The organism is Methylocystis sp. ATCC 49242 (assembly GCF_000188155.2).
In the GTDB taxonomy this organism is placed as follows: Bacteria; Pseudomonadota; Alphaproteobacteria; order Rhizobiales; family Beijerinckiaceae; genus Methylocystis.
This window is the reverse complement of record NZ_KE124774.1, coordinates 2,173,392-2,193,725: the sequence shown is the minus strand read 5'-3', so window position 1 is coordinate 2,193,725 and position 20,334 is coordinate 2,173,392. Positions and strand designations below refer to the sequence as shown.

At 59.5% G+C, this 20,334-nt stretch carries 20 protein-coding genes and 3 pseudogenes; 14 read left to right on the top strand and 9 right to left on the bottom strand.

From position 1 onward, the window contains the following. Position 1: 1 nt before the first annotated feature. Positions 2-1,021, bottom strand: a complete 1,020-nt coding sequence (locus tag MET49242_RS12805) for a patatin-like phospholipase family protein (RefSeq protein ID WP_036283314.1) — start codon at positions 1,019-1,021, stop codon at positions 2-4. Continuing rightward, positions 1,018-1,386, bottom strand: a complete 369-nt coding sequence (locus MET49242_RS25075) for a hypothetical protein (RefSeq protein ID WP_144259615.1) — start codon at positions 1,384-1,386, stop codon at positions 1,018-1,020. The genes MET49242_RS12805 and MET49242_RS25075 overlap by 4 nt, the downstream gene beginning before the upstream one ends. Positions 1,387-1,634: 248 nt before the next feature. Between MET49242_RS25075 and MET49242_RS12800 the strand changes: the two genes are divergently transcribed. From MET49242_RS12800 to MET49242_RS12765, 8 genes are all read left to right on the top strand, one after another. Next, on the top strand, positions 1,635-2,015 hold the full coding sequence (locus tag MET49242_RS12800) for a phasin family protein (RefSeq protein WP_036283312.1): 381 nt from the start codon (positions 1,635-1,637) through the stop codon (positions 2,013-2,015). Between the two features lie 166 nt (positions 2,016-2,181). Next, entirely contained in the window at positions 2,182-2,685 is a 504-nt protein-coding gene (locus MET49242_RS12795; RefSeq protein ID WP_084679079.1) for a Na+/H+ antiporter subunit E, read from the top strand. Then, the gene (locus tag MET49242_RS12790; protein WP_036283310.1) at positions 2,678-2,977 is read left to right on the top strand and encodes a hypothetical protein; all 300 of its coding nucleotides are present in this window, start codon (positions 2,678-2,680) and stop codon (positions 2,975-2,977) included. The genes MET49242_RS12795 and MET49242_RS12790 overlap by 8 nt, the downstream gene beginning before the upstream one ends. Then, entirely contained in the window at positions 2,961-3,251 is a 291-nt protein-coding gene (locus tag MET49242_RS12785) for a monovalent cation/H(+) antiporter subunit G (protein ID WP_036283307.1), read from the top strand. The genes MET49242_RS12790 and MET49242_RS12785 overlap by 17 nt, the downstream gene beginning before the upstream one ends. Further along, positions 3,248-4,192 carry a hydrogenase subunit MbhD domain-containing protein gene (locus MET49242_RS12780; RefSeq protein ID WP_036283304.1) on the top strand — a complete coding sequence of 315 codons (945 nt, stop codon included), beginning with the start codon at positions 3,248-3,250 and terminating at the stop codon, positions 4,190-4,192. The genes MET49242_RS12785 and MET49242_RS12780 overlap by 4 nt, the downstream gene beginning before the upstream one ends. Further along, positions 4,189-4,518: an NADH-quinone oxidoreductase subunit K gene (locus MET49242_RS12775; RefSeq protein ID WP_051134182.1), complete on the top strand. Its 330-nt coding sequence runs from the start codon at positions 4,189-4,191 to the stop codon at positions 4,516-4,518. Before MET49242_RS12780 ends, MET49242_RS12775 begins: the two co-directional genes overlap by 4 nt. 5 nt (positions 4,519-4,523) lie before the next feature. Beyond that, entirely contained in the window at positions 4,524-6,038 is a 1,515-nt protein-coding gene (locus MET49242_RS12770; RefSeq protein WP_036287964.1) for a complex I subunit 5 family protein, read from the top strand. Then, complete coding sequence (locus MET49242_RS12765) at positions 6,035-7,699, top strand: complex I subunit 5 family protein (protein WP_051134181.1); 1,665 nt, start codon at positions 6,035-6,037, stop codon at positions 7,697-7,699. The genes MET49242_RS12770 and MET49242_RS12765 overlap by 4 nt, the downstream gene beginning before the upstream one ends. A gap of 180 nt (positions 7,700-7,879) precedes the next feature. Here the strand turns inward: MET49242_RS12765 and MET49242_RS12755 are convergent, their stop codons facing one another. Further along, positions 7,880-8,920: an AI-2E family transporter gene (locus MET49242_RS12755; RefSeq protein WP_036283299.1), complete on the bottom strand. Its 1,041-nt coding sequence runs from the start codon at positions 8,918-8,920 to the stop codon at positions 7,880-7,882. A 665-nt stretch (positions 8,921-9,585) separates the two neighbouring features. Next, complete coding sequence (locus MET49242_RS26630) at positions 9,586-9,930, bottom strand: ATP-binding protein (RefSeq protein ID WP_371212553.1); 345 nt, start codon at positions 9,928-9,930, stop codon at positions 9,586-9,588. A gap of 532 nt (positions 9,931-10,462) precedes the next feature. On the opposite strand from MET49242_RS26630, the pseudogene MET49242_RS12750 reads away from it, so the two are divergent. Continuing rightward, positions 10,463-10,729 (top strand): annotated as a pseudogene (locus tag MET49242_RS12750) (integrase core domain-containing protein); the annotation flags it as partial. A gap of 103 nt (positions 10,730-10,832) precedes the next feature. Here MET49242_RS12750 and MET49242_RS12745 read toward each other — a convergent pair. Further along, entirely contained in the window at positions 10,833-11,369 is a 537-nt protein-coding gene (locus tag MET49242_RS12745) for a CIA30 family protein (protein ID WP_051134180.1), read from the bottom strand. Between the two features lie 574 nt (positions 11,370-11,943). Further along, positions 11,944-12,744 carry a sterol desaturase family protein gene (locus tag MET49242_RS12740; protein ID WP_036283296.1) on the bottom strand — a complete coding sequence of 267 codons (801 nt, stop codon included), beginning with the start codon at positions 12,742-12,744 and terminating at the stop codon, positions 11,944-11,946. A 228-nt stretch (positions 12,745-12,972) separates the two neighbouring features. On the opposite strand from MET49242_RS12740, the gene MET49242_RS12735 reads away from it, so the two are divergent. Both MET49242_RS12735 and MET49242_RS12730 read left to right on the top strand, forming a co-directional pair. Then, a complete protein-coding gene (locus MET49242_RS12735) occupies positions 12,973-13,461 on the top strand; it encodes an SRPBCC family protein (protein ID WP_036283293.1) in 489 nt (162 codons plus the stop codon). Between the two features lie 22 nt (positions 13,462-13,483). Beyond that, complete coding sequence (locus tag MET49242_RS12730; RefSeq protein WP_036283291.1) at positions 13,484-13,933, top strand: PAS sensor domain-containing protein; 450 nt, start codon at positions 13,484-13,486, stop codon at positions 13,931-13,933. A 70-nt stretch (positions 13,934-14,003) separates the two neighbouring features. Here the strand turns inward: MET49242_RS12730 and MET49242_RS12725 are convergent, their stop codons facing one another. Next, the gene (locus MET49242_RS12725; protein WP_036283288.1) at positions 14,004-14,765 is read right to left on the bottom strand and encodes a molybdopterin-dependent oxidoreductase; all 762 of its coding nucleotides are present in this window, start codon (positions 14,763-14,765) and stop codon (positions 14,004-14,006) included. Next, on the bottom strand, positions 14,762-15,418 hold the full coding sequence (locus tag MET49242_RS12720) for a cytochrome b/b6 domain-containing protein (protein ID WP_244430808.1): 657 nt from the start codon (positions 15,416-15,418) through the stop codon (positions 14,762-14,764). Before MET49242_RS12720 ends, MET49242_RS12725 begins: the two co-directional genes overlap by 4 nt. Before the next feature lie 555 nt (positions 15,419-15,973). Between MET49242_RS12720 and MET49242_RS26180 the strand changes: the two are divergent. Both MET49242_RS26180 and MET49242_RS25060 read left to right on the top strand, forming a co-directional pair. Then, positions 15,974-16,923, top strand: a pseudogene (locus tag MET49242_RS26180) (IS630 family transposase); the annotation flags it as partial. 67 nt (positions 16,924-16,990) lie between these two features. Then, positions 16,991-17,341, top strand: a pseudogene (locus tag MET49242_RS25060) (transposase); the annotation flags it as partial. Between the two features lie 458 nt (positions 17,342-17,799). Here the strand turns inward: MET49242_RS25060 and MET49242_RS12700 are convergent. After that, positions 17,800-18,831 carry an IS110 family transposase gene (locus tag MET49242_RS12700; protein ID WP_036287460.1) on the bottom strand — a complete coding sequence of 344 codons (1,032 nt, stop codon included), beginning with the start codon at positions 18,829-18,831 and terminating at the stop codon, positions 17,800-17,802. Positions 18,832-19,035: 204 nt separating this feature from the next. Between MET49242_RS12700 and MET49242_RS12695 the strand changes: the two genes are divergently transcribed. Continuing rightward, positions 19,036-20,145: an IS110 family transposase gene (locus MET49242_RS12695; protein ID WP_036283192.1), complete on the top strand. Its 1,110-nt coding sequence runs from the start codon at positions 19,036-19,038 to the stop codon at positions 20,143-20,145. Positions 20,146-20,334 lie beyond the last annotated feature (189 nt).

Sequence of the window (20,334 nt, the reverse complement as noted above, 5' to 3'; positions counted from 1 at the left end):
GTCAAATTCCGTGAAGGAGAGAGTCGAGATCCAGCGTCGAGCGCTTTCCGACATCGGCGCCGGAGAGATCGAGAAACTCCTGCGCGGCGCGGCGTCCCTCGTCGCGCAACATGCAAAGGAATCGCCATTCGGCGAGGAGCTTCGACGAGGCGCTGAGCTCCGTCATCAACTCGGTCGAGATGCGATGCATGCGCATGCCGGCCCAACGTGCGCCTTCCTTGTCGCCCGGATTGGCCGCCTGGCGGAGGAGCGCGATCATACGAAGCTCCTTGAGTAGCACCGAGTTGAAAGAGACTTCATTGAGACGGTTGGAGATCTCGGTCGCGGAGCGCGGCCTGTCCTTGCGTTCGATGGGATTGACCTGGACCAGTATCGTATCGCGCGAAACGCATTCGCGCACGAGCGGCGTGATCGTCGGATTGCCCGAATAACCGCCATCCCAATAAAGCTCTCCGTCGATCTCGACGCCCTGAAACATCGTCGGCAGGCATGCCGAGGCGAGCAGCGCATCCGCTGTGACGTCGGCGTTTCTGAAAATGCGGGCGCGCCCCGTCGACACGCAGGTGGCCGTAACGAAAATCTTGATCGGCGCACGCTCAAGCTTTCCAAAATCGATAATCTCGGCAAGGATTTGCTGTAGCGGGTTCACCCCTTTCGGATTGAGGTCATAAGGCGAAAGCAGTCTCGACATCATGTCGCTCGCGATGAAGAGCGGCGAGTTGTCGAGCGTCCAGCGCCCAAGCATCACATCCAGAGGAGTCCGTTGCAGGGGACTGAAACGCGCTTCGTCCGACACCCGGCGCCAGAATCTTTCAAGAGTCGCGCGCGCGCCCTGGGCGCCGCCGCCGACATAGCCGCTGATAAGCGCTGCAGCGTTCATCGCCCCTGCGGAGGTTCCTGAAATCCCTTCGATTTTCAGCCAGCTCTCTTCGAGGAGACGATCGAGCACGCCCCAAGTGAAGGCGCCATGCGCGCCGCCTCCCTGCAAAGCGAGGTCGATCGAAACCGTATCACGAGTCATTCCCGCCCTTTCGCGTGGCTGCGGCAAATGGCAGGCCGTTGGGGAGTGGACAACTGAGAACCAAAAAAACAAGACGCATGGCAGGAAAAAGCATTGCGCATCAGAAACGCTTCCGGCGAAGAAACCGGGTCGGTGACCAAGCGCAAAGCCGCCAATCCGTCAAATCCTGCATTCCGAGCTCTATACATCACTGCTGACAGGTTTTTGAAAGCAGCTTGCGCCATGAGCAGCAAGGAAAATTCCGATGATCCAAAATCCGAAACCCGCGTTATTCGGCGCGGTTTGTGACATGCCGTCACTCGCTTCGAGGCCATCAATTTCGGCAGTTCTTTCAACCTCCACCGATATAAATAGCGCGGCGCCATTGTCCTTCCCTGAAGCGGAACAAACCGCGTTTGAAGAGGCTGCCGGAAAGAGATGCGTCAAATGGACGCGTCGCGGGAACACGCGTCACGGCTATGCGCATTGTCGTTGTGTTAAGTTACAGTAATAAAACGCCGCTTGGCCGCTATCAAAAGGCCCGGGGCAGGTGGCGGCCGAGTTTGCAGAAGAAAGCAAGCTCACCTAAAGCTCCAAGACACCCGGGAAACGAAGTTTCGACGAAGGAGCGCCCATGTCGCAGTCCACCTTTGAAGCGCCGGGTGGCGTGTGTGAACTGGTCGAGAAAAGCGTCGAACAGACTCGACATGCGTTCGAGGCCTTCTTGGGCGCGACGCGCCAAGCCGTCAACTCGGTAGAGCCGATGCTTCCTGAAAGCGCCCGCGACGCCAATGCGCGGGCGCTCGGCTATGCGGAAGCCAATATCAAGGCGGCGTTCGATCACGCCCAAAAACTTGCACGGGCCAAAGATCCTCAGGAATTCTGGCGCCTGCAAAGCGACTATGCGAAAGCGCTCGCGGACGCGGCGCAGGAGCAAATGAGAGAGCTCGGCCGCGCGACGCAGATTCCAGCCGCTATGAAAACCGGAGACGCGTCTTACGCTCGCAAAGTTTGACGAAAGCGTGTGACGTCGCGCCGCTCTCGAAGCGGGCGCGCATCGGCCACGGCGTCTGATCATTTTTCTGCGGGATGCTTTACCGGCTTCGCGCGTCTTCACTCGATTGCAACAGCGCCTCGGGGCAAGGTCACGGCGCTTACAAGACCGAAAAGCGAACAAAGACATGTCACTCTCCTGGCGCACCCGCCCGACATGCCTTTTCCCCCGGCTAATCGTCTTCCTTTGTCTCTGGCTGGTCGTCTCTGGCGTATCGGTTGTGGATTTCATGATCGGAACGCTTACGGCCATCGGGACAACATGGGCGAGCATCGCTCTGCTGCCCTGTTCCGACACACGGCCGCGTTTTTTCGCCTGGATTCGCTTGATCCTTCCAATTCCATTCCAGGCGTTCGCCGCCGGCGCCGACGTCGCAAGGCGCGCACTCGACCCGTCTCTTCCGCTTCACCCCGGATTTGTCGCCTATTCCACTAATCTGCCCCCCGGAACGGCGCAAAACGCCCTCGCGGGGCTTGCCGCGTTGCAGCCCGGCTCCGTCCCCATCCGCTCCGACGCACAGGGAAACTTCGACATCCATTGTCTGGACGCACGTCTTCCCGTCGTCGTGACCCTCATGCGGGAGGAGGCGGAGCTTCGCGAGGCGCTCGGGCTGGAGCGCGATCGTGGATAACTTCTTCCTCGTGGCCGCAGCGGTGATTGTCGCGACTACGGCGATCGGCCTGTTCCGCGTTTTGCGCGGCCCCACCAGGGCGGACCAGATGTTGGCCGCGCAACTCCTGGGGACCGGCGGCGTCGCGGCGCTGCTTCTCGCCGAAGCGCGAGGCGTACGCGGGGCTGTCGACGTCGCGCTCGTTCTTGCTCTGCTGGCCGCTTTTTCCGGAATAGCCTTCCTCAAAGCCACGACCGTCGCGGAGCACGGGGATGAGGCAGTGAAAGATCGTGCTGATGAATCTGGCGATTGACGTGTTTTCGGTTCTCTGCGTCAGCGGCGGCCTGTTCTTCTTCCTGGCCGGCGTCGTCGCGTTGTTGCGGTTTCCCGACACATTGACGCGTCTGCACGCTTTGACGAAGGCAGATAATCTCGGCCTCGGTCTCGTGGTGCTCGGCCTGGCGCCACAAGCGGGCAGTTTCCTCGGCGCGGTTAAGCTTTGCCTCGTCTGGCTTGTCGCGCAGCTGGCGGGAACGACGCTCAGTCAATTGATTGGCGCGGTCGCCAAAGACTTATCCGAGCCATGAGCGCGACCTTCTTTCTGGACGCCAGCCTTGCCGCGCTCACGCTGGCCGTCGCCGCCTATGCGATCTTTGCGCGCGAGGCGTTCACGGGCGTCGTCGCCTTTATCTCCTATGGGCTGCTATTAGCGCTTATCTGGGTTCGCCTTTCCGCCGTGGATGTGGCCCTCACGGAGGCGGCCATTGGCAGCGGCGTGACGGGCGCCTTGCTGATCGGCGCCGCGGCGCGGATTGGGGACGGCGACGCCGCGGCGCCAGAGCGCCTCGGGCCCCTCGCCAAATCACTCTGCGCGCTGCTTTGCGCGGCGGCGTCGGGCGGAATCGCCGCCGCCGTCCTGTCGCTGCCGCCTGAACCGCCGACGCTGGCGCCGCTGGCTGTCCAGCGTTTGCCCGAGACGGGGCTTGGCAATCCGGTGACCGGCGTTCTTCTCGCCTACCGCGCGATCGACACCCTACTGGAGTCGGTGGTGCTCGTTCTGGCGCTGGTCGGAGTCTGGTCCTTCGCGCGCGACGCCGACTGGGGCGGCCGGCCCGAGTCTCCGGGCGCGCTCGCGCCCGATGGAGCGCTGGTCTTTCTCGGGCAATTATTGCCGCCTCTCGGCGTCATCATAGGCGTTCACCTCGTTTGGACTGGCGCGAATGAGCCGGGGGGCGCGTTCCAGGGCGGAACGATCCTTGCCGCGATGTGGATTCTCGTAATGGTCGCCGGCTTGCGCGACGCGCCGTCGGTCGGCCATCCGTGGCTGCGCTTCGCGCTCGTCGGCGGACCTGCGTTATTCATTGCGATCGGCGTCGCCGGCTTCGCGATTGCCGGGGCCTTTCTTGCTTATCCGGAAGGCTACGCCAAGCCGCTCATCCTCCTCGTCGAGGCTGGGTTGACCCTTTCGATCGCCGTCGCGCTGGGACTGCTGGCGCTCGGCGCGCCAACGAGGAAAGCGCAGCGATGAACGCGATCACGCTCGCCGGTCTGGGCGGCGCCGCATTGGTCGGACTGGGCCTCTATGGACTCGTGACCAATCCGCATCTCTTGCGCAAGATCGTCGCCTTCAATGTCATGGGCGGCGGCGTGTTTCTTTTGTTCGGGGCCATTGCGCGCCGGGGGGCGGCCGCCGGCGTCGGCGCGGACCCGGTTCCGCAAGCGCTGGTGATCACCGGAATTGTCGTCGCCTTTTCGGCGACGGCTCTCGCCGTCGCGCTTCTGCTGCGCGTTTTCAAAGTAATGCAGACGCCGTTTTTCCCGACCGATCCTGCTGACCGGAACGGTGCGAGTTGACTCTCGTGGCGGTTGATCCAGCTTCAACGGGCGCCAGTCTTCTGCTGCCGGCGATCATCATCCTGCCTGTCGCCGCCATGTTGCTCGCCTTCCTGCTCGGCGAACGCAGGACAATGCTGACCGCCCTCGCCGTGACGCCCATCGGCGCCGCGCTTGCGGCGGCCATCGCTTATGTCGTTTGGCGAGACGATCGGGCGCTTGTCTATGTCATCGGCGGGTGGAGTCCGCCGCTCGGCGTCGTCTTGCGAGCAGATGGATTCTCGGCGGCCATGCTGGTGACCGCCGCGCTCATTATTTCCGTGACAGGGCTCTTTGCTGTCGGCCTGTTCGGCGTGAACAAGGGAGAGCGGGAAAGTCGCGCGAGTTTCGCCTTCTGGACGCTGCTGCTGGCCCTTTGGGCGGCCATTAACGGCGTCTTCCTTGGTTGGGACCTGTTCAATCTCTACGTCGCCTTGGAGATGCTCACCTTCGCCGCGGTTCCGCTCGTCTGTCTCGACGGGCGGGCGGCGACTCTCGCCGCGGCGCTGCGTTATCTGCTGTTCGCGCTTTTCGGGTCGGCGCTCTATTTGTTGGGCGCAACGCTCCTCTATGGCGCCTATGGCGCTCTCGATATCGGCCTGTTGTCGTCGCGAGTTCGCCCGGAAGCCGCGGCATGGGTTGCGCTCGCCGCGATGACGGCGGGTCTTCTGGCAAAGACCGCGCTTTTCCCCTTGCATCTCTGGCTTCCTCCCGCCCATGCGGGGGCCCCGCCGCCGGCGAGCGCCATGCTCTCGGCTCTCGTGGTCAAAGCCTCGTTTTTTCTCGTCCTTCGACTCTGGCTCAACCTGGCGCCGTCGCAAATGAGCGAAGTCGCCGCCCAACTGCTTGCGATCCTGGGAGCGGGAGCGATTGTTTTTGGCAGTGTGCTGGCGTTGCGACAGGCGCGGCTGAAACTGCTCATCGCCTATTCGACCGTCGCGCAGATCGGCTATCTGTTCCTGATCTTTCCCCTTGCCGTCGGCGCGCATCCCTGGGCCGCCTCGGCCTGGGTTGGCGGCGCGATGCAGGCGGTGTCGCACGCTTTCGCCAAGGCGGCGATGTTTCTGTCGGCAGGACTCATCGCGCAAGCGCTCGGCCATGATCGCATAGCGGAATTTCGCGGGCTCGGCCGTGTGGCCGCCCCCGCAGTCCTCGCCTTCGCCCTTGGCGGCGTTTCGCTGATGGGCCTGCCGCCGAGCGGCGGGTTTACGGCGAAATGGTTGCTGCTGACCGCTGCGATCGAAAGCGGCCAATGGATATGGGCGCTCGTGATGGCGGCAGGAGGACTCCTCGCCGCAGGCTACGTCTACCGTGTGATCGCGCCGGCGCTGGCGCCCGCAACGAATATCCCACCCGCGCCTCCCGCCTCGATTTCATCGGGCGGCGTCGCGCTCGCTCTTGTCCTGTCGATGACGGCCATCCTGCTGGGTTTCGCGCCGCCGGAATTCTCGAGGCTCGTGCTCGTCGGCGCGCCAGGCGCGAAGACGGAGTTCGTCAGATGATCAGCTCCCTCTTCCCGCAACTGGCGACTTTCGCCTATGGGCCGCAGGCCATCGGGGTCGCCCTCGCGACGCCGCTCGTCTTTCTCATCGGTTGCCTCGCGTCGCGCCTGCGGGCTCTGAGACCGACGTTCCTTGTGCTCGCCCCCGTTCCCGCGCTCGCCGCCGCCATTCTCGCCGCCGAATCCGGCCCGCTGGTGCTGGACCAAACGCTTTTTCCCGCCGTGTTCGTCCTCGATCCGGCGGGCGCGTTGCTCCTCGGCGTAAGCGCTCTGCTTTGGATCGCGGCGGGAGTCTTCGCCGCCTCCGTGACGCCCGACGAAATGAGGGATGGTTGGTTCGCCGCCTGCTGGCTGCTGACGCTCATCGGCAATGTCGGCGTCTTTCTTTCCGCAGACGTGGTCAGTTTCTATCTTGTTTTCGCCTTGGTCAGCCTGCCGGCCTACGGGCTGATCACCCTTGGGCGGGGCGGCGCACCAGAGAAGGCAGGCCGGCTCTACCTTTCGGTCGCGCTTCTCGGAGAGGCCTTTCTGATCGTCGCCTTCGCGGCGCTCGCGCTCGGCGCGCCAGATCAAAGCCTTCTTATTTCCGACGGCGTCGCCGCGCTGCCGACATCACGCTGGCGCGATGCGGTTGTTGGCCTGCTCATCGCCGGTTTCGCGACAAAAATAGGAACCTTCCCCTTGCATGTCTGGATGCCCTCGACCTATCGAACTGCGCCGATTCCGGCGTCAACGATCCTGAGTGGCGCGGCCGTCAACGCAGGCGTCATTGGGCTTACTCGCTTCCTCCCCTTTGGCGTCGAGGTTGCTGGCTGGGGTCAAGCGCTCGTGGTTCTGGGCATGTTCGGGGCGTTTTATGGCGTCGCCATCGGCCTGACGCAGCGCGACGCGAAAACCGTGCTCGCCTATTCCAGCGTCAGTCAAATGGGCCTTGTCGCCGCGACGCTGGGCAATGGACTCGCCGGCGCGAACGCCGCCGCGGCGGGCGCCGCCGCCCTTTATGCGGCGCATCACGGCCTGGCGAAGGGAGGCCTTTTCCTGGCGACAGGCGTCGTCATGTCCGCAGCCCGTGGACGGCGCGCCTGGACGCTCCCGCTGATCGCTTTGCTCGCGCTGAGCCTTGCCGGCCTGCCGCCAATGGGCGGCGCGATCGCGAAACTGGCGATCAAGGCGCCGCTGGGGGGCGGCCTCCTCGACGTTCTCTCGACTCTGTCCGCCGTCGCCACGACTTTGCTCATGCTGCATTTCGTGGCGCGCCTGCACGCCGAGCCGCTCCGCGGCAAGCCCGAAACCACGCTCGGGGTCATCGCCCCGTGGCTCGCCGTGACATTGGCCTCCGTCGTCGTTCCAACCGCATATTTCCTTGCAGACGCGCCAGCGAGCGCCGCATCGCTGCTGAATTATCGTCTGGTCTGGGAGGCCCTTTGGCCGGTCGCGGCAGGCGCCGCGCTGGCGGCGATCTCACGGCGCTGGCTTGATCGAGCGCCGAACGCGCCCGAAGGCGATATCATCGTCCTGCTGCAGGGAGCCGTGAGTCGCTTCGGTATAATCGGTCCCTGTGTTGAACGACAGATGCGCGTTCTGCAGCAGTGGACGGTTGCAGCGGCGGCTCTGCTCGCCATCGCGACTGTGCTTGCAGGGACCGGATTACTCGCCCGTTGAAAAGCGCCGGCGGTTTTCCGTTCGAACGCGCGACCAAACCGCCAATTTTTGTGACTTTCCGTATGATGTTCCCATTTTCACTCGAATCGAATTCATCCCGCCTGCCACGAAACACCTCATCCACAATATTGCTTCGCTTCCGCCAGATCGCATCGCCGATCAAGCCCGCAATGCGATAAATTATGCCTTCTGCGTCTCAGCGAACACTTCGTAGGCGACGCTCAAAACGACGGTCGCCGGCACCGCGAGCACGACGCCCATGGCGCCGAAAAGCGCGCCGAACGCCAGCATGCAAAACAGCAGCACCACAGCCGGCACGCTCAAGGAACGGCTCTGAAGAAACGGCGTAATCAGATAGCCCTCGACGAAACTGGCTGCGCCGATCGAGAGAGCCGCGAGGGCGGCGCTATCGACGCCATGCGGCAAGGCCACGAGCGCTCCAACCACGAGGGCGATTATCGAACCAAAATAGGGGATAAAGGCGAGCGCGCCGCTGATCGTCGCAAGGGCGAGCGGCGCGGGCACGCCGAACGCCCATAACGCCACGCCGGCGAAGAACGCATTCATGACGATGACATAAAGTTGCAGAATCAGCCATTGGCGCAGGGACCCCCCGGACCGTTGGAGGAACCTTGAAACCTTTTCCCGATGGTGCGCTGGGGTCAAAGCCACGACGCGCTCGGCATGTCCTTTCGGATCGGCGGCAAGATACGCGGCGCCGATAATGGCGAACAGAGTCATTGCGAATGCATTGCCCAAGGAGCCGAGCGCGGCTCCGACATGCTGGGCGATGGGGGCCGCCGCCTTCGAGTAATCGACGTCCAGGACAAACTTTTCGACGAATCGGCCCCAGGGATGCTCTTCGACATGTCGTTGGATGAGCTCGATCGCCGCAGGCACGTCGAGCGCCACTTCGTCATATTGCCGGACAAGCTGACCGCCGAACGCCATCAGCGTCACAACGACTCCCACGACGAGCGCGAGTGCGACCGTGAGAATGGAAAGGCCAGTCGGAATTCCAAAGCGGGCGCCAAAGCTTTCCGCGGCGCCACGCCAAGCGACAGCTATGACAATCGTAGCGAAGACAATCGGCAGGAACTCTGAAAGCCTCCAGAATAGAAGGCCGAGCATGATAGCAGCCGCAGCAATCGACACTGTGGCGACCGCCCGCGCGACAAAGTCGGGCTGATCGAGACCTTTAGTTAAGAAATTCAGCTTCATAGCGCGCCTCGAATTTTCTACGCGGAGTATTCTGGAAGCGCCTCCCACGGCGAAAAAGCGTTTTTATCGTGAGATGATGTCCTCTCAAAGACCCCGGCTCCCAGCCAGCAATTCAATGTGGCACACACTTGACATTATGCGTGGACGTCGGTCAATCAACGCGTTTCAGCGCCAAGGCGCGAAGAACGGCATAGCCGATAGACGCTTTGTCAAAATGGCGTCCGTGATTGGTGTTTCCGTCTCGCTCTGGTCTCCTGACTGCGAGTGGCTGCAGGTTCTTTTCAACGGTTGCGACGTCGCCCATGCAAGGCGCGCGTCTTGATGTGATCAAATCCGAGTTCGCTTTTTTCTGTTTCGAAACCAACCTCGATCGCCCGGCGACGCCATCCGAATTTCACCAATTTATCGATCATCACTCCGCTCGGCGACCATGCTTTAAAGAAGGCAGGATCGCCGTTAGCGATTTTCCGACAAATCAGCAGTCAGGAGAGTCCAGAAATTCTCCACAAGCACATCGTTATAATCGCCTCTGAACTGATGAGTTGGATGCCGCCTCCACCCCATCAGTTCACTGTTGTGAAACCTGATCTGGGGCCCGGATGAGGAGGACGTTATCACGAATTGGTCGCGCCCTGTAATTGTCAACTTATGCGTCGGCATGGCGCTCACGAGCTATGATTCGGCGGATTCTGAGCTGTAGATCGCGTGCCGCCAGGCTCGTGCGCGACATGGATGTTGGCCGTCAAGGGCCGCTGAAGTGCGATGCCTAATCGGCGTCCGAAATTAAATTCCCCGTCACGCGCTTCATTACGAACGGACGGCATGGACCGACTCGAGTAACCACGAACGCTGCCGCGCAATGAGTTGCGGACTTTGAAGCGCCAGCATTGGTTACCGGTCCCGAATATCTCACAGTGGCGCCTGAGAAGGTCGAGCGGCGCCATTGTCATTATGTCGTTACCGAAGACGCTCATCCATTCGCAGAACGCGAGATTGGTGGCGGTGAAGATCGACGTGCGCTCTTAAAGCAAGTTTACGAGATGAGAAAGTCGTTCGCCCCCAGCCCGGGCGACTGGTCGATCCCGGTGTTGGCCGGGAAGGATGGATTCGAGACGAACCACTTTAATCGGCCACTCGTCCCTGACAAGCGGCGCGCGATTCCGCCTCAAAGCGATTGACGAGATCGGTAGTTAGAACTCGCCGCGGAAACTCGGACAGTAGCTTGAGTGATGGAGTCGTCTAATCGCGGGTGTAGAGTCAAGCGATTATGCGAGGCGTCGAAAGCCTATGCCGGGTGCAGGGTCGTCTTCGCAGTCGACATCGGTCGCCACACGATGGGGCTTCGCGGGAAGAGCCTTCAAATGTGGATGACGCACTTTGCTGAGGCAGCGGTGCATCCCATCAAACGGAATGGCTCGGCCCACGTCCCTGCAGAGACGTTCTGGCGCGCTCGATGCGAACGCTATCTCTAAACGGTTACGCGGCTATCCCCACCATTCGGTCGAAGAAAGTCCCCGTTTTGAGCATTGCGTGCATTATGTGTTCACGAGCGTGCTGCTGGATGCGAAGGTCTTGATTAGCATGGACGGCAAGGGCGCCTGGCGGGACAATGTCTTCGTCGAGCGGCTGTGGCGCAGCGTCAAATACGAGGAGGTCTATCTGCGGGCCTATGAGAGCGTGTCTGAGGCGCGCGCGTCGATCAGTCGGTAACTGGCGTTTTATAACGAGCGGCGCCCGGATTCGAGCCTTGACGGGCGCACGCCCGACGAGGCCTGCTTCGACAAACAGGAAACGGCGATGGCCGCATAAATGTCCCCTTCGATTTTGCCGCAGCTCTGGTCGGGCTACGCCCTCCCGACGCCGCGACAAAATCGAAACGCCCTGCGTTCAGCAAAACCCGGCAGAGATCCACTTAAAATCCGCGGGGAACTGTCCAAACAACCGGAGCCAGCTCTTCTGTCCGGTTGCGAACGAAATTATTGAATGGAAACCTCACTGTTTCCCAATGAGAAGCCGCGATGAAGGTTTGGCGATAGGATTGCCAAGGGCGGGTAAGATCGGTCGTCCGCAAATTGATCCCGTATTCCTCACCATTTCCGAAGACATCTACCTCGATCCCACTCCATCCCCCGGCGTCTATTGGCCCGCCATCTGAGCGGAAGTCGAGGGAGACTTGAACGAAGCCGCCGTTGTTTTCGAGGCTGACGTTCCCTCGCAACCGAATAGCCTCTCTATATGCGACAGTCTCACGGGTCATAGTCGCTTTGGAGACGCCGCCCATAACCGTATCGGTGAACAGCTGCCAATTGGTTCCGATCGTCGCAATCGGCGGTTCACGGCTGATATCATCTATGACGGGCAAAGCAGTCTGCTTGTCCTCGCTTCTCGCCGGACGATTGATGAAAATGCTAGCGAACGCAGTAAGGAAGCTACGACCTGGCGTGCTCATCGACAACGACTTAGTTCGTTGGGCAGCAAAGGGAAGAGCGCATGCATTTGAGTCGAGAAAGTATGAAGCGCCCTTCGCGAGAACATTCTGCCTGATCCTTCGGCACGTCTTACCGGGGATCGGCGCATGAACTTAAAGGCCGTCCAGAACATCGCATCTGAACGGCCTTCAACCCTTTTGCCTAGAGAAGACGATGGGCTCTACCGCCCCCTCCAGACCGAAGCAGATTGAGGTTTCCTTATTTCTTTATTCTGGACGCGAGAACGATAGGGAAGCCAATGATAAGGATCGCTGCTCCGGCCCAAAGAAGAAGATCGTGCATTTGCCTTTTCCTCGTTTTCTGCCGCATCACACCTGCGACAAAAGCTAGCGCCTTTTTCCTTTTCGCCAGCAACGGGGTCAGCCAAACAGCCACTGATTCTTGCCATTCTGGCGCTAAGCTAGTTTCGCTCGACGGGACTTCGCCCTGAGAAGGGCGTGGCAAATACGTTACGCCGCCGCCCCATCGCGTTGAACGCTCCCCATAAGCTCGATCTGCTTATCTTATCGGCCCAACTCGCCTGACGCTCTGCCCCTAGCTCTTGCGGCGAGGCACGAGGTGGAGAAATCTCGCGAGCTTGCGTTCGGTCAGGAACGCCAGACTAAAAAGCTGGACAATGTTTTCAGCTTCGATGAGCTCCAGGCCGATATTGGCGGGAACCAGTTCCTTGCGAGTGCCGAACATGGAGTCCCAGATAGAGAGCACAATACCGTAATTGCTATCGTGCTCCTCCCGGAGCGTGGAATGATGCGCCCGGTGCAGGTGCGGCGTAATGATGACGTAAGAGAGGAGCCTTTCGCCGGGGAAGGTGAAGTTCCCATGGTGAAACAGCACGAAAAACATTCGAACGATTTCACAAGCCACGACGATGCTGGCAGGGACGCCGAACAGAATGACGCAGAAGCACTTGACTAGAATTTCAAGGAACTGATCCAGCACATGGAAGCGGAGCCCCGTCGTGACGTGGTAGCTCTTGTCGCTGTGGTGGATCTTGTGAAAGCGCCACAGAGACTCGAATTTGTGGCCGAGATAATGCCATACATATACGGCGAAATCGAAAAGAATGAAGCTCAGTATCCATTTGAGCGGGCCGTCAGACATGCGCCCGAGGAGACCGTAGTCGGCGTAATTGGACGCGACGATCAGAAGACTCGAGAGAGAAAAGACGCTCATGATCAGATTGTTGACAAGGAAAGCGCCAGTGTTTGTCGAAAACGATTTTTTCAATTCCTCTTTTGAAATTGGCATGTAGGGGAACTTTTTCTCCACGACGAGCAATATTGCAAAAAGCAATACCGCCGCACCAAATAGAGGGCCTTCGATCCCAGAAGTCATTGCTCTCTCCCCACGCGCCCAAGCAAACCTCCAAAGGCTGGAAAGCTTCGCCGATTATTGCTGCGCTCATTGCTCATGGTTGCCTTCCTCCTGTCCGCGCACCAACCCGCCTAAGGCCGCAAACCGGCCGATTCCCTCAGGCAAATGGCCAGTATTGACAGTTACAACCGGTGATTGCACGACTATATGATCCGATAGACGGGATCAATCAAGAGCCAGGAGGGGTTTATGCTCGGCATCGGGGGAACAAAGCCTGTTGCCGGTCAGGCGGAGGAACTTATCGCCTGTCCGACGTCGAAAGCCTATGAAATCATTGGTAGACAGTTCTTTGAAAACTATCGGAAATGGTGCCCCCAGGTCGTGGAGCTTGAGCAGCTTTCCCCTCCGCCGGTCTGCCTTGGCGCCAAGGGGCGGCAGGTGACGCGAGACAGAGGCATAGACAGCGAGTCCTTATTCGAAGTCTCGCAGTTTGCGCCCAACGACATTTTCGAGATTTCCGGCACAAGCGAGCCCTTCCGTTCGGCTTATGAATTCAAGGAAGAGAATGGCGCCACCCGTATTATCTTCACATTCGAGCTCAAAGAGATCGAGCTCGTTATGAGGCCCTTTCAGAAGCTCATACGAACTGCGTTGCAGGACGGCGCCATCCAAACAATCGAGAACATCAAGCAATTGCTTGAAGAGGCAGTCGCTGAGACCGAAAGAGTACCGGCTTGACGGTTCCTACAAGGAGAAAATCATGTTCGTAGTTCAAAAGGACAATGGCGTTATCCCGCATGTCCTGACCCAGATCCTCGACTCCTGCGTCAATGGTGTCACGCTCAGCGACCCCGATCTCGAGGATTCGCCGATTGTCTACGCAAATAAAGCCTTTGAGGATATGTGCGGCTATACGCAGGAAGAAATAATCGGCATCAATTGTCGGTTCCTGCAAGGGAGCGATCGAGACCAGCCGGAATTGGAGCGCCTTCGTGCAGCAATCAAGAAAGGCGAAGCTGTCGAAGTCACCTTGCGCAACTACCGTAAGAACGGGGAGCTGTTCCATAATCGCCTTGTCGTTAAGCCGCTCTTCGACGAACGCGGGAACGTGGTCTATTTCCTCGGCGTGCAGTACGATATCACCGAGCAGGTCGAAGCTCAGCAAGAGATCAAAACTCTCAGTGAGAAACTCGCTTTTGCTGGCGTCTGAGACTCACGAATAGCGGTTGCTATATACATTGCGCCGCGATCACGCGGCGCAATCGCTTTTACAAAATGAGTTAAAGGCCGCTGAACCAGTTGTAGCCCTGCTTTTCCCAGTAGCCGCCGGGGTTGTCATTCGTCACGAAAATTTCGGTGACGAATTTTGGATTCTTGAAGCCGAGTTTCGTTGGCATGCGGATTTTGATAGGGTAACCGTATTTCGTCTCGCCGGGCTTTCCCGGGAAATCCAGGACGAGGAGCGTTTGGGGATGCAGCGCGCTCGGCATATCGATGCTGGTCCAGTATTTGTCAGCGCATTGGAAACCTACATATTTCGCCGTGAGGTCCGCGCCTATCCGCTGCAGGAAGGTCTTGAACGGAACGCCGCCCCATTTGCCTACCGCGCTCCAGCCTTCTACGCAGACAAGGCGAGTGATCTGCGTTGTTTGTGGCAGCGAGCGCAGTTCCGAGAGATTCCACGGCCGTTTGTCGTCTATCAGACCCGACAGGGCGAGCTGATATTTTTCGCCATCGACGACTGGCGCCAGAGGTTCCTCATAATAGGCGTTGAAGGGAAAGGGCGTCGTTACGTCCGTCTCCGCGTAAGTCTGCGCGAGGCTGTCCGGATTAAACAGAGCCGCCTGCACGCGATCATTCCAACGGGACATCGTCCAGAGAATGCGGTCAACAGAGTCTTCATCCTTTAGCGTGCAACCCGAAAGGAGGGAGAGTGCGCCAATGGACAGGCCCTGCTTTAGGAAAAAGCGTCGCTCAATGCGCTCCAATTGAGGGCGAAATGAAGCTAGTGACGGACCACTTCGTTCTTTAGGAGTTTTCACTGACGCTCCAACCTCTGCAACTGACCTTTGGTCAATCGTCCCGTAAACATGGATTTGATTGTCCCTTTGACCGCGAAAGCGACGCTGACATGGATGATGAGGAAGGCCACCAAAATCGTCATTCCGAAGAAATGGATATGCCGAGCCTGCTCGTATCCTCCTAAAAACGCCGCGAGGCCCCCGAATTGCACGGGCTTCCAGATCGCTAGCCCCGAAAAGAACAAAAGGATGACGTCCGAGATCACTATGACGTAGAGCACACGCTGCACGATGTTATATTCGCCTGTGCCGTGAAGCAACAGATGCTTCATTTCCAGCTTGATGTTCCGGTAGGCTGACATCGCGCCGATATTCAGGATTTTGCGAACGAAATGACCTGAAAACACCCCATATGCGAGGTAAGCAAGTCCATTGATGACCAGAAGCCACATCACGGCAAAATGCCAGGCGAGGGCGCCCGCGAGCCACCCTCCGAGCGTTACGTCTGGTGGAAACCTGAAATCATAGAGAGGCGAGGCATTATAAATTTGCAGACCACTCATCAACATGGCGATCGCCGCAAAAGCATTGATCCAATGCGTGATGCGGACGAAGAGGGGGTGAATCACTCTGTCGCGGTTGGTCAACCGGCGTTTCTCAACCTTCTGAAGCAATGACCTTTCCTCCCCCCTTTTCATTAAATGATAGTCTGATGGCTGCGATAGAGCCCTGAGACAAAATGTCGATGAATTTCGCCAGAACGGAAAATAGGATTGTCTACATCAGGCAATGCGCTACGCTCAATCCAGTATGGTTGCTTCCAGTGGCGCCCACGTAGGAGAAATCGACCCGCCTAATTTACTGCAACGCACAAAAGTAACGATCAAGTAGGGCGTCGTCCGTAGAGCCGTCCAGCCATCGTTGTCAACATGGGCGCGACGTGGCTATCAAACTGCTTTATGACTAGCGGCGGCAAAGTGTGTCACTGAACCGGCTTTGTGGGCCGCTGTGACGACGGCGTAAAAGTGTGCCGGTCCTGATAGGCGCGACTCGATGTCATCGACGGGCATGGAGAGGCCGAAAGGATGTTCACATTGCAACTTTATGCCCGGCTAAGACGCGCAGTGATGGTTGATGGGCTGATACCAAGCGGCGCGAGGCGTCACTCACTGCCTGTTCCCAAATCGGGAAATATCTGAATCTGTGCGATGGACCGATGGAGGTTCGTCATGGCTGCGGCGGTGCGGTTGCGGGGCGATTTCGATGCGAATCGGCTTCGGGTGCTGGCCCGCGGCGCGAAAGACGGGCCGCAGGCGCGACGGCTACTGGCGTTGGCGGCGATCTACGAGGGGGCGCCGCGCAGCGAAGCCGCCAGGATCGGCGGCGTGACGCTGCAAATCGTGCGAGACTGGGTCTTGCGCTTCAACGCTCATGGGCCAGATGGCCTCCTCGACCGCAAGGCGCCGGGGCCGGCGTCGCTGATGCAGGACGCGCACCGGACCGCTCTGGCGCGCATCGTCGAAGACGGGCCGATCGCTGCTGTCCATGGCGTCGTGCGCTGGCGGATCGTCGATCTCTGCCAATGGCTGTTCGACGAGTTCCGGCTGTCTGTCTCCGAAACGACCATGAGCCGCGAACTGCGCAAAATGGGTTATCGCAAGCTCTCGGCGCGTCCGCGCCATCACGCGCAACAGGACGGGGCGATCGAGGCGTTCAAAAAAATTTCCCCGCGCGGCTGGAGGAGATCGGCCGCGAAAGAGGCGTCGACGCCGACCGCATAGAAATCTGGTTCGCCGACGAAGCCCGCATCGGCCAGAAAAACAAGATTACGCGGCGCTGGGCGAAGCGCGGCTCGCGCCCCAGCGCCCCGAAAGATCAGCGCACGGCGTCGACCTATATTTTCGGCGCGATCGCGCCGAAGGAGGGCAAGGGCGTGGCGCTCGTCCTGCCCAAATGCGACACATATGCGATGAACCTGCACCTGGCCGAAATCGCCAGACACGTCGCGCCCGGGAACCATGCCGTGCTGATGCTCGATCAGGCCGGATGGCACATGACGAACAAGCTCGACGTTCCGCACAACGTCACGATCCTGCCGCTACCGGCCAAATGTCCCGAGTTGAACCCCCAGGAGAACATCTGTAAGTCCGTATGTCCGTTTCTGCGAAGGTGGTGGCTCACCCTAATCTGCGCATCCGAGGGTTGCTCGGGTAGGCCGAACCGAGCCTCACGCAGGAGGGCGAGCCGTGGACCATTATACAGAAGTTTTTGTCGGCATCGACGTCGCCAAGACTCGGAACGCAGTCGCTATTGCCGAGGGCGAGCGCGGGGGCGAGGCGCGCTATCTCGGAGAAGTCGATTCATCCGAGGAGAGCATGCGCCGCCTCGTGAAGCGGATCGCCGCAAAGCACAAGCACGTTCACTTTTGCTATGAAGCCGGGCCGACCGGCTACGGTCTGCATTGGGTCATCTCGGCCCTTGGCTATTCCTGCCTCGTCGGTGCGCCGTCATTGATTCCCAGAAAGCCTGGCGATCGGGTCAAGACAAACCGCCGCGACGCCATCGCCTTGGGCAAGCTTTTGCGGGCTGGGGAACTGAACTGATGGGGTGGATGCCCCCTCCACCCAGCATTGTGTGATGCTGGGTCGGCGCCGGGAGGCGCAGTTATGGAGGACGTGCATATGTCTGAAGTTCATGTTTTGGCGATCGATTTGGCGAAACGCAGTTTTCAGCTTTGCGGGACGGATCGCGGCGGGTCGTGTGTGGATGTATATGGACCCCGCCCGATTGCAACGGCTTTGACAGTTCCGACTTTCGGTCACAACTGCTGACGTATATCCGGCTTCATGATGCGGCCGAAAAAGTTCTTGCCGCGAGCCTCGATGGATTTTCGCGCGCTTCCACCTCAATGCCCCCAAGGCATTGGCTCTCGCCATGCCGGTCCACACATCAGGTTCGGGAATCGACGGAGTGACCGTTTCGCCATCACTGCCAATCGTTGCAATTGCTGGTGGGAATCTCGTTGGTTGTCTGTTTCCCGGATGCTTAGCTGCGGTTAGGCCGAGCTGACGGTTAGACGCTGATCGTAGCTCATGCCGCTGGCGAGCAAGCTCCATGCGATCCGCGCGTTCTTGTTGGCGAGCGCGACGGCGACGACATTTGGATGATGGCGTTCGCGCGCTTTGAGCAGCCAAAGGCTTCTCGGATCCTGCTTCCCTCGTATCCGGCCCAAGGCGGCGCGTGCGCCGTGGATAAGCAAGGTACGAAGATATCGGTCGCCGCGTTTGCTGATGCCGAGCAGCCGCGATCGGCCGCCACTCGATCGTTGTCTCGGGACAAGTCCGATCCATGCCGCGAACTGCCGTCCATTCTTGAAGCATTTTGCATCGCCAGCCGCTGCGACCAGCGCTGTCGCAGTAATAGGTCCAATTCCTTCGACCATGCCGAGGCGCTGACATGCTGCGCTTGTTCGATACAATTCCCGGATTTTGCGATCGTAAATTGCGACCCGCCTATCAAGGTCGATCAATTCCTCCCGCAATTCGCCGATCAACTCCCGAACAATGCTGTTCAGACCGTTGCTTTCCTCGTCGACGATCCGCGGCAAAGCGCGCCGAAGATTGCCGATGGTCTGCGCAATAACGACGCCGTGCTCGCCGAGTAGGCCGCGGATCTGGTTCACAAGTCTAACCCTATTGGCGACTAGACGACTGCGAATCCGATGAATAGCCTGGATCGCCAGCTGTTCGGCGGATTTGACCGGAACGAACCGCATGTTCGGACGGCCGACTGCTTCACAGATCGCCTCGGCGTCATTCCGATCATTCTTGTTGGATTTTACGTATGGCGTGACGAACTGCGGGCTGATCAATCGAACGTCATGCCCAAGCTCGGAGAACGTCTTGGCCCAATAATGCGCGCCGTTCGAGGCTTCCATTCCAACAATGCAGGGCGGAAGATTCGCGAAGAAGAGCGCAACGGCCGGGCGGCGTAAAGTCTTACGCAAAACGACTTTGCCGCGTTCGTCAACACCGTGAAGATGGAAAACATATTTCGCGAGATCGAGGCCGATACGGACGATGTGCATGGTCGTCTCCTGCTCTGCGAGTGACAGTTCGACATCCCAGCCTAGGCCAAGGGCGGGGTCCATACCATTGCCCCCGTTTTGGCAAGGTGATTCTTCGGCGTAAGGCCGTATGTCCGCTTCTGCGACTGAGGTAGCTCGCTCTACGCTGTGCGAGCGAGGGTTGCTCGGTGTTCCGAGCCGAGCCTCAGCGCAGGAGAGCGAGCCATGGAGCGGTCTACAGAAATTTTTGTTGGGATCGACGTTTCGAAGGCGCGCAATGCGATTGCCGTCGTCACGGAGGGACGCAGCGGCGAGGTGCGTTATGTCGGTGAAGTTGACTCCTCCGTCGACAGTATGCGTCGCTTGATCAAGCGCATTACCGCCAAACACCCGCAGGCACATTTTTGTTATGAAGCCGGACCGACCGGCTACGGCCTGCACCGGCTCATCATTTCCATGGGGTTCGCTTGCTCCGTCGTGGCGCCCTCGCTCATTCCGCGCAAGCCAGGCGATCGGGTCAAGACCAACCGGCGCGACGCCGTTGCGCTCGCCAAGTTGCTTCGAGCCGGGGAATTGACTGCTGTGTGGGCGCCGGACGAAAGCCATGAAGCGATGCGCGATCTGGTGCGCGCTCGATCCGCCGCGGTTGAAACACTGCGTGTGCATCGTCAGCAGGTGAGCGCATTCATGCTCCGTCACGGTCGGATTTTTCCGCGCAAAACGACTTGGGGCGCTCGTCATCTTCGTTGGCTGCAAGAACAAAAGTTTGATCATCCAGCCCATCAGATCGCGCTGCAGGAGATGGTCGAAGCCGTGAGAATCTCCAAGGAGCGCGCGGAGCGGCTCGAGGCGGCGATCAAAGAGTTCATACCCCAATGGTCGCTGGCGCCTGTGGTCCGGGCGCTCCTGACATTACGCGGGATTGATCTGCTTGTGGCAGTCACCTGCGCCACGGAGCTCGGCGATTTAAGCCGTTTCGATAATCCGCGTCAGCTTATGGGCTATCTCGGCTTGACCCCGAGTGAACGCTCGACGGGTGACACGGTTCGTCGCGGCGGCATCACCAAGGCCGGCAACGGACGTGTCCGGCATCTGCTGATTGAAAGCGCCTGGACCTACCGTCATCCGCCAAGGGTCGGAAAAGAGAAGCTCTACAAAATTGAAGCCGCGCCGCCGCGCGTAAGAGAGATCGCGTGGAAAGCGCAGAGTCGCCTTACAGCTCGCTATCGCGCACTCAGCGCACGCGGCAAAAAGACAACCGTCGTCTGCGTTGCAATTGCGCGGGAACTCGTTGGCTTCATGTGGTGCATCGCAAAGGAGGCGCAAGTCGCCTAAGCGACGGTTGATTGTCCGCTCGCGCATGGGCGGGGACTGGATCACGGCAGGGGAATACCCGTCAGACGCTTTGTGGCCGGCGACAGCCGACGCCCGATGTAAGATAGGGAAAGCCCCAGACGCATTTTCGGGAATGCGGTAACCAACCCGCGCATAAGAGCTTGATCACCGACGTCTTTCAGATCCAGT

What these genes read in the sequence shown, in the direction of transcription:
- MET49242_RS12805 (WP_036283314.1), bottom strand. Translation starts at nt 1,021, where the DNA reads ATGACTCGTGATACGGTTTCGATCGACCTCGCTTTGCAGGGAGGCGGC.
- MET49242_RS25075 (WP_144259615.1), bottom strand. Translation starts at nt 1,386, where the DNA reads ATGGCGCCGCGCTATTTATATCGGTGGAGGTTGAAAGAACTGCCGAAA.
- MET49242_RS12800 (WP_036283312.1), top strand. Translation starts at nt 1,635, where the DNA reads ATGTCGCAGTCCACCTTTGAAGCGCCGGGTGGCGTGTGTGAACTGGTC.
- MET49242_RS12795 (WP_084679079.1), top strand. Translation starts at nt 2,182, where the DNA reads ATGTCACTCTCCTGGCGCACCCGCCCGACATGCCTTTTCCCCCGGCTA.
- MET49242_RS12785 (WP_036283307.1), top strand. Translation starts at nt 2,961, where the DNA reads ATGAATCTGGCGATTGACGTGTTTTCGGTTCTCTGCGTCAGCGGCGGC.
- MET49242_RS12780 (WP_036283304.1), top strand. Translation starts at nt 3,248, where the DNA reads ATGAGCGCGACCTTCTTTCTGGACGCCAGCCTTGCCGCGCTCACGCTG.
- MET49242_RS12775 (WP_051134182.1), top strand. Translation starts at nt 4,189, where the DNA reads ATGAACGCGATCACGCTCGCCGGTCTGGGCGGCGCCGCATTGGTCGGA.
- MET49242_RS12765 (WP_051134181.1), top strand. Translation starts at nt 6,035, where the DNA reads ATGATCAGCTCCCTCTTCCCGCAACTGGCGACTTTCGCCTATGGGCCG.
- MET49242_RS12755 (WP_036283299.1), bottom strand. Translation starts at nt 8,920, where the DNA reads ATGAAGCTGAATTTCTTAACTAAAGGTCTCGATCAGCCCGACTTTGTC.
- MET49242_RS12745 (WP_051134180.1), bottom strand. Translation starts at nt 11,369, where the DNA reads ATGAGCACGCCAGGTCGTAGCTTCCTTACTGCGTTCGCTAGCATTTTC.
- MET49242_RS12740 (WP_036283296.1), bottom strand. Translation starts at nt 12,744, where the DNA reads ATGACTTCTGGGATCGAAGGCCCTCTATTTGGTGCGGCGGTATTGCTT.
- MET49242_RS12735 (WP_036283293.1), top strand. Translation starts at nt 12,973, where the DNA reads ATGCTCGGCATCGGGGGAACAAAGCCTGTTGCCGGTCAGGCGGAGGAA.
- MET49242_RS12730 (WP_036283291.1), top strand. Translation starts at nt 13,484, where the DNA reads ATGTTCGTAGTTCAAAAGGACAATGGCGTTATCCCGCATGTCCTGACC.
- MET49242_RS12700 (WP_036287460.1), bottom strand. Translation starts at nt 18,831, where the DNA reads ATGCACATCGTCCGTATCGGCCTCGATCTCGCGAAATATGTTTTCCAT.
- MET49242_RS12695 (WP_036283192.1), top strand. Translation starts at nt 19,036, where the DNA reads ATGGAGCGGTCTACAGAAATTTTTGTTGGGATCGACGTTTCGAAGGCG.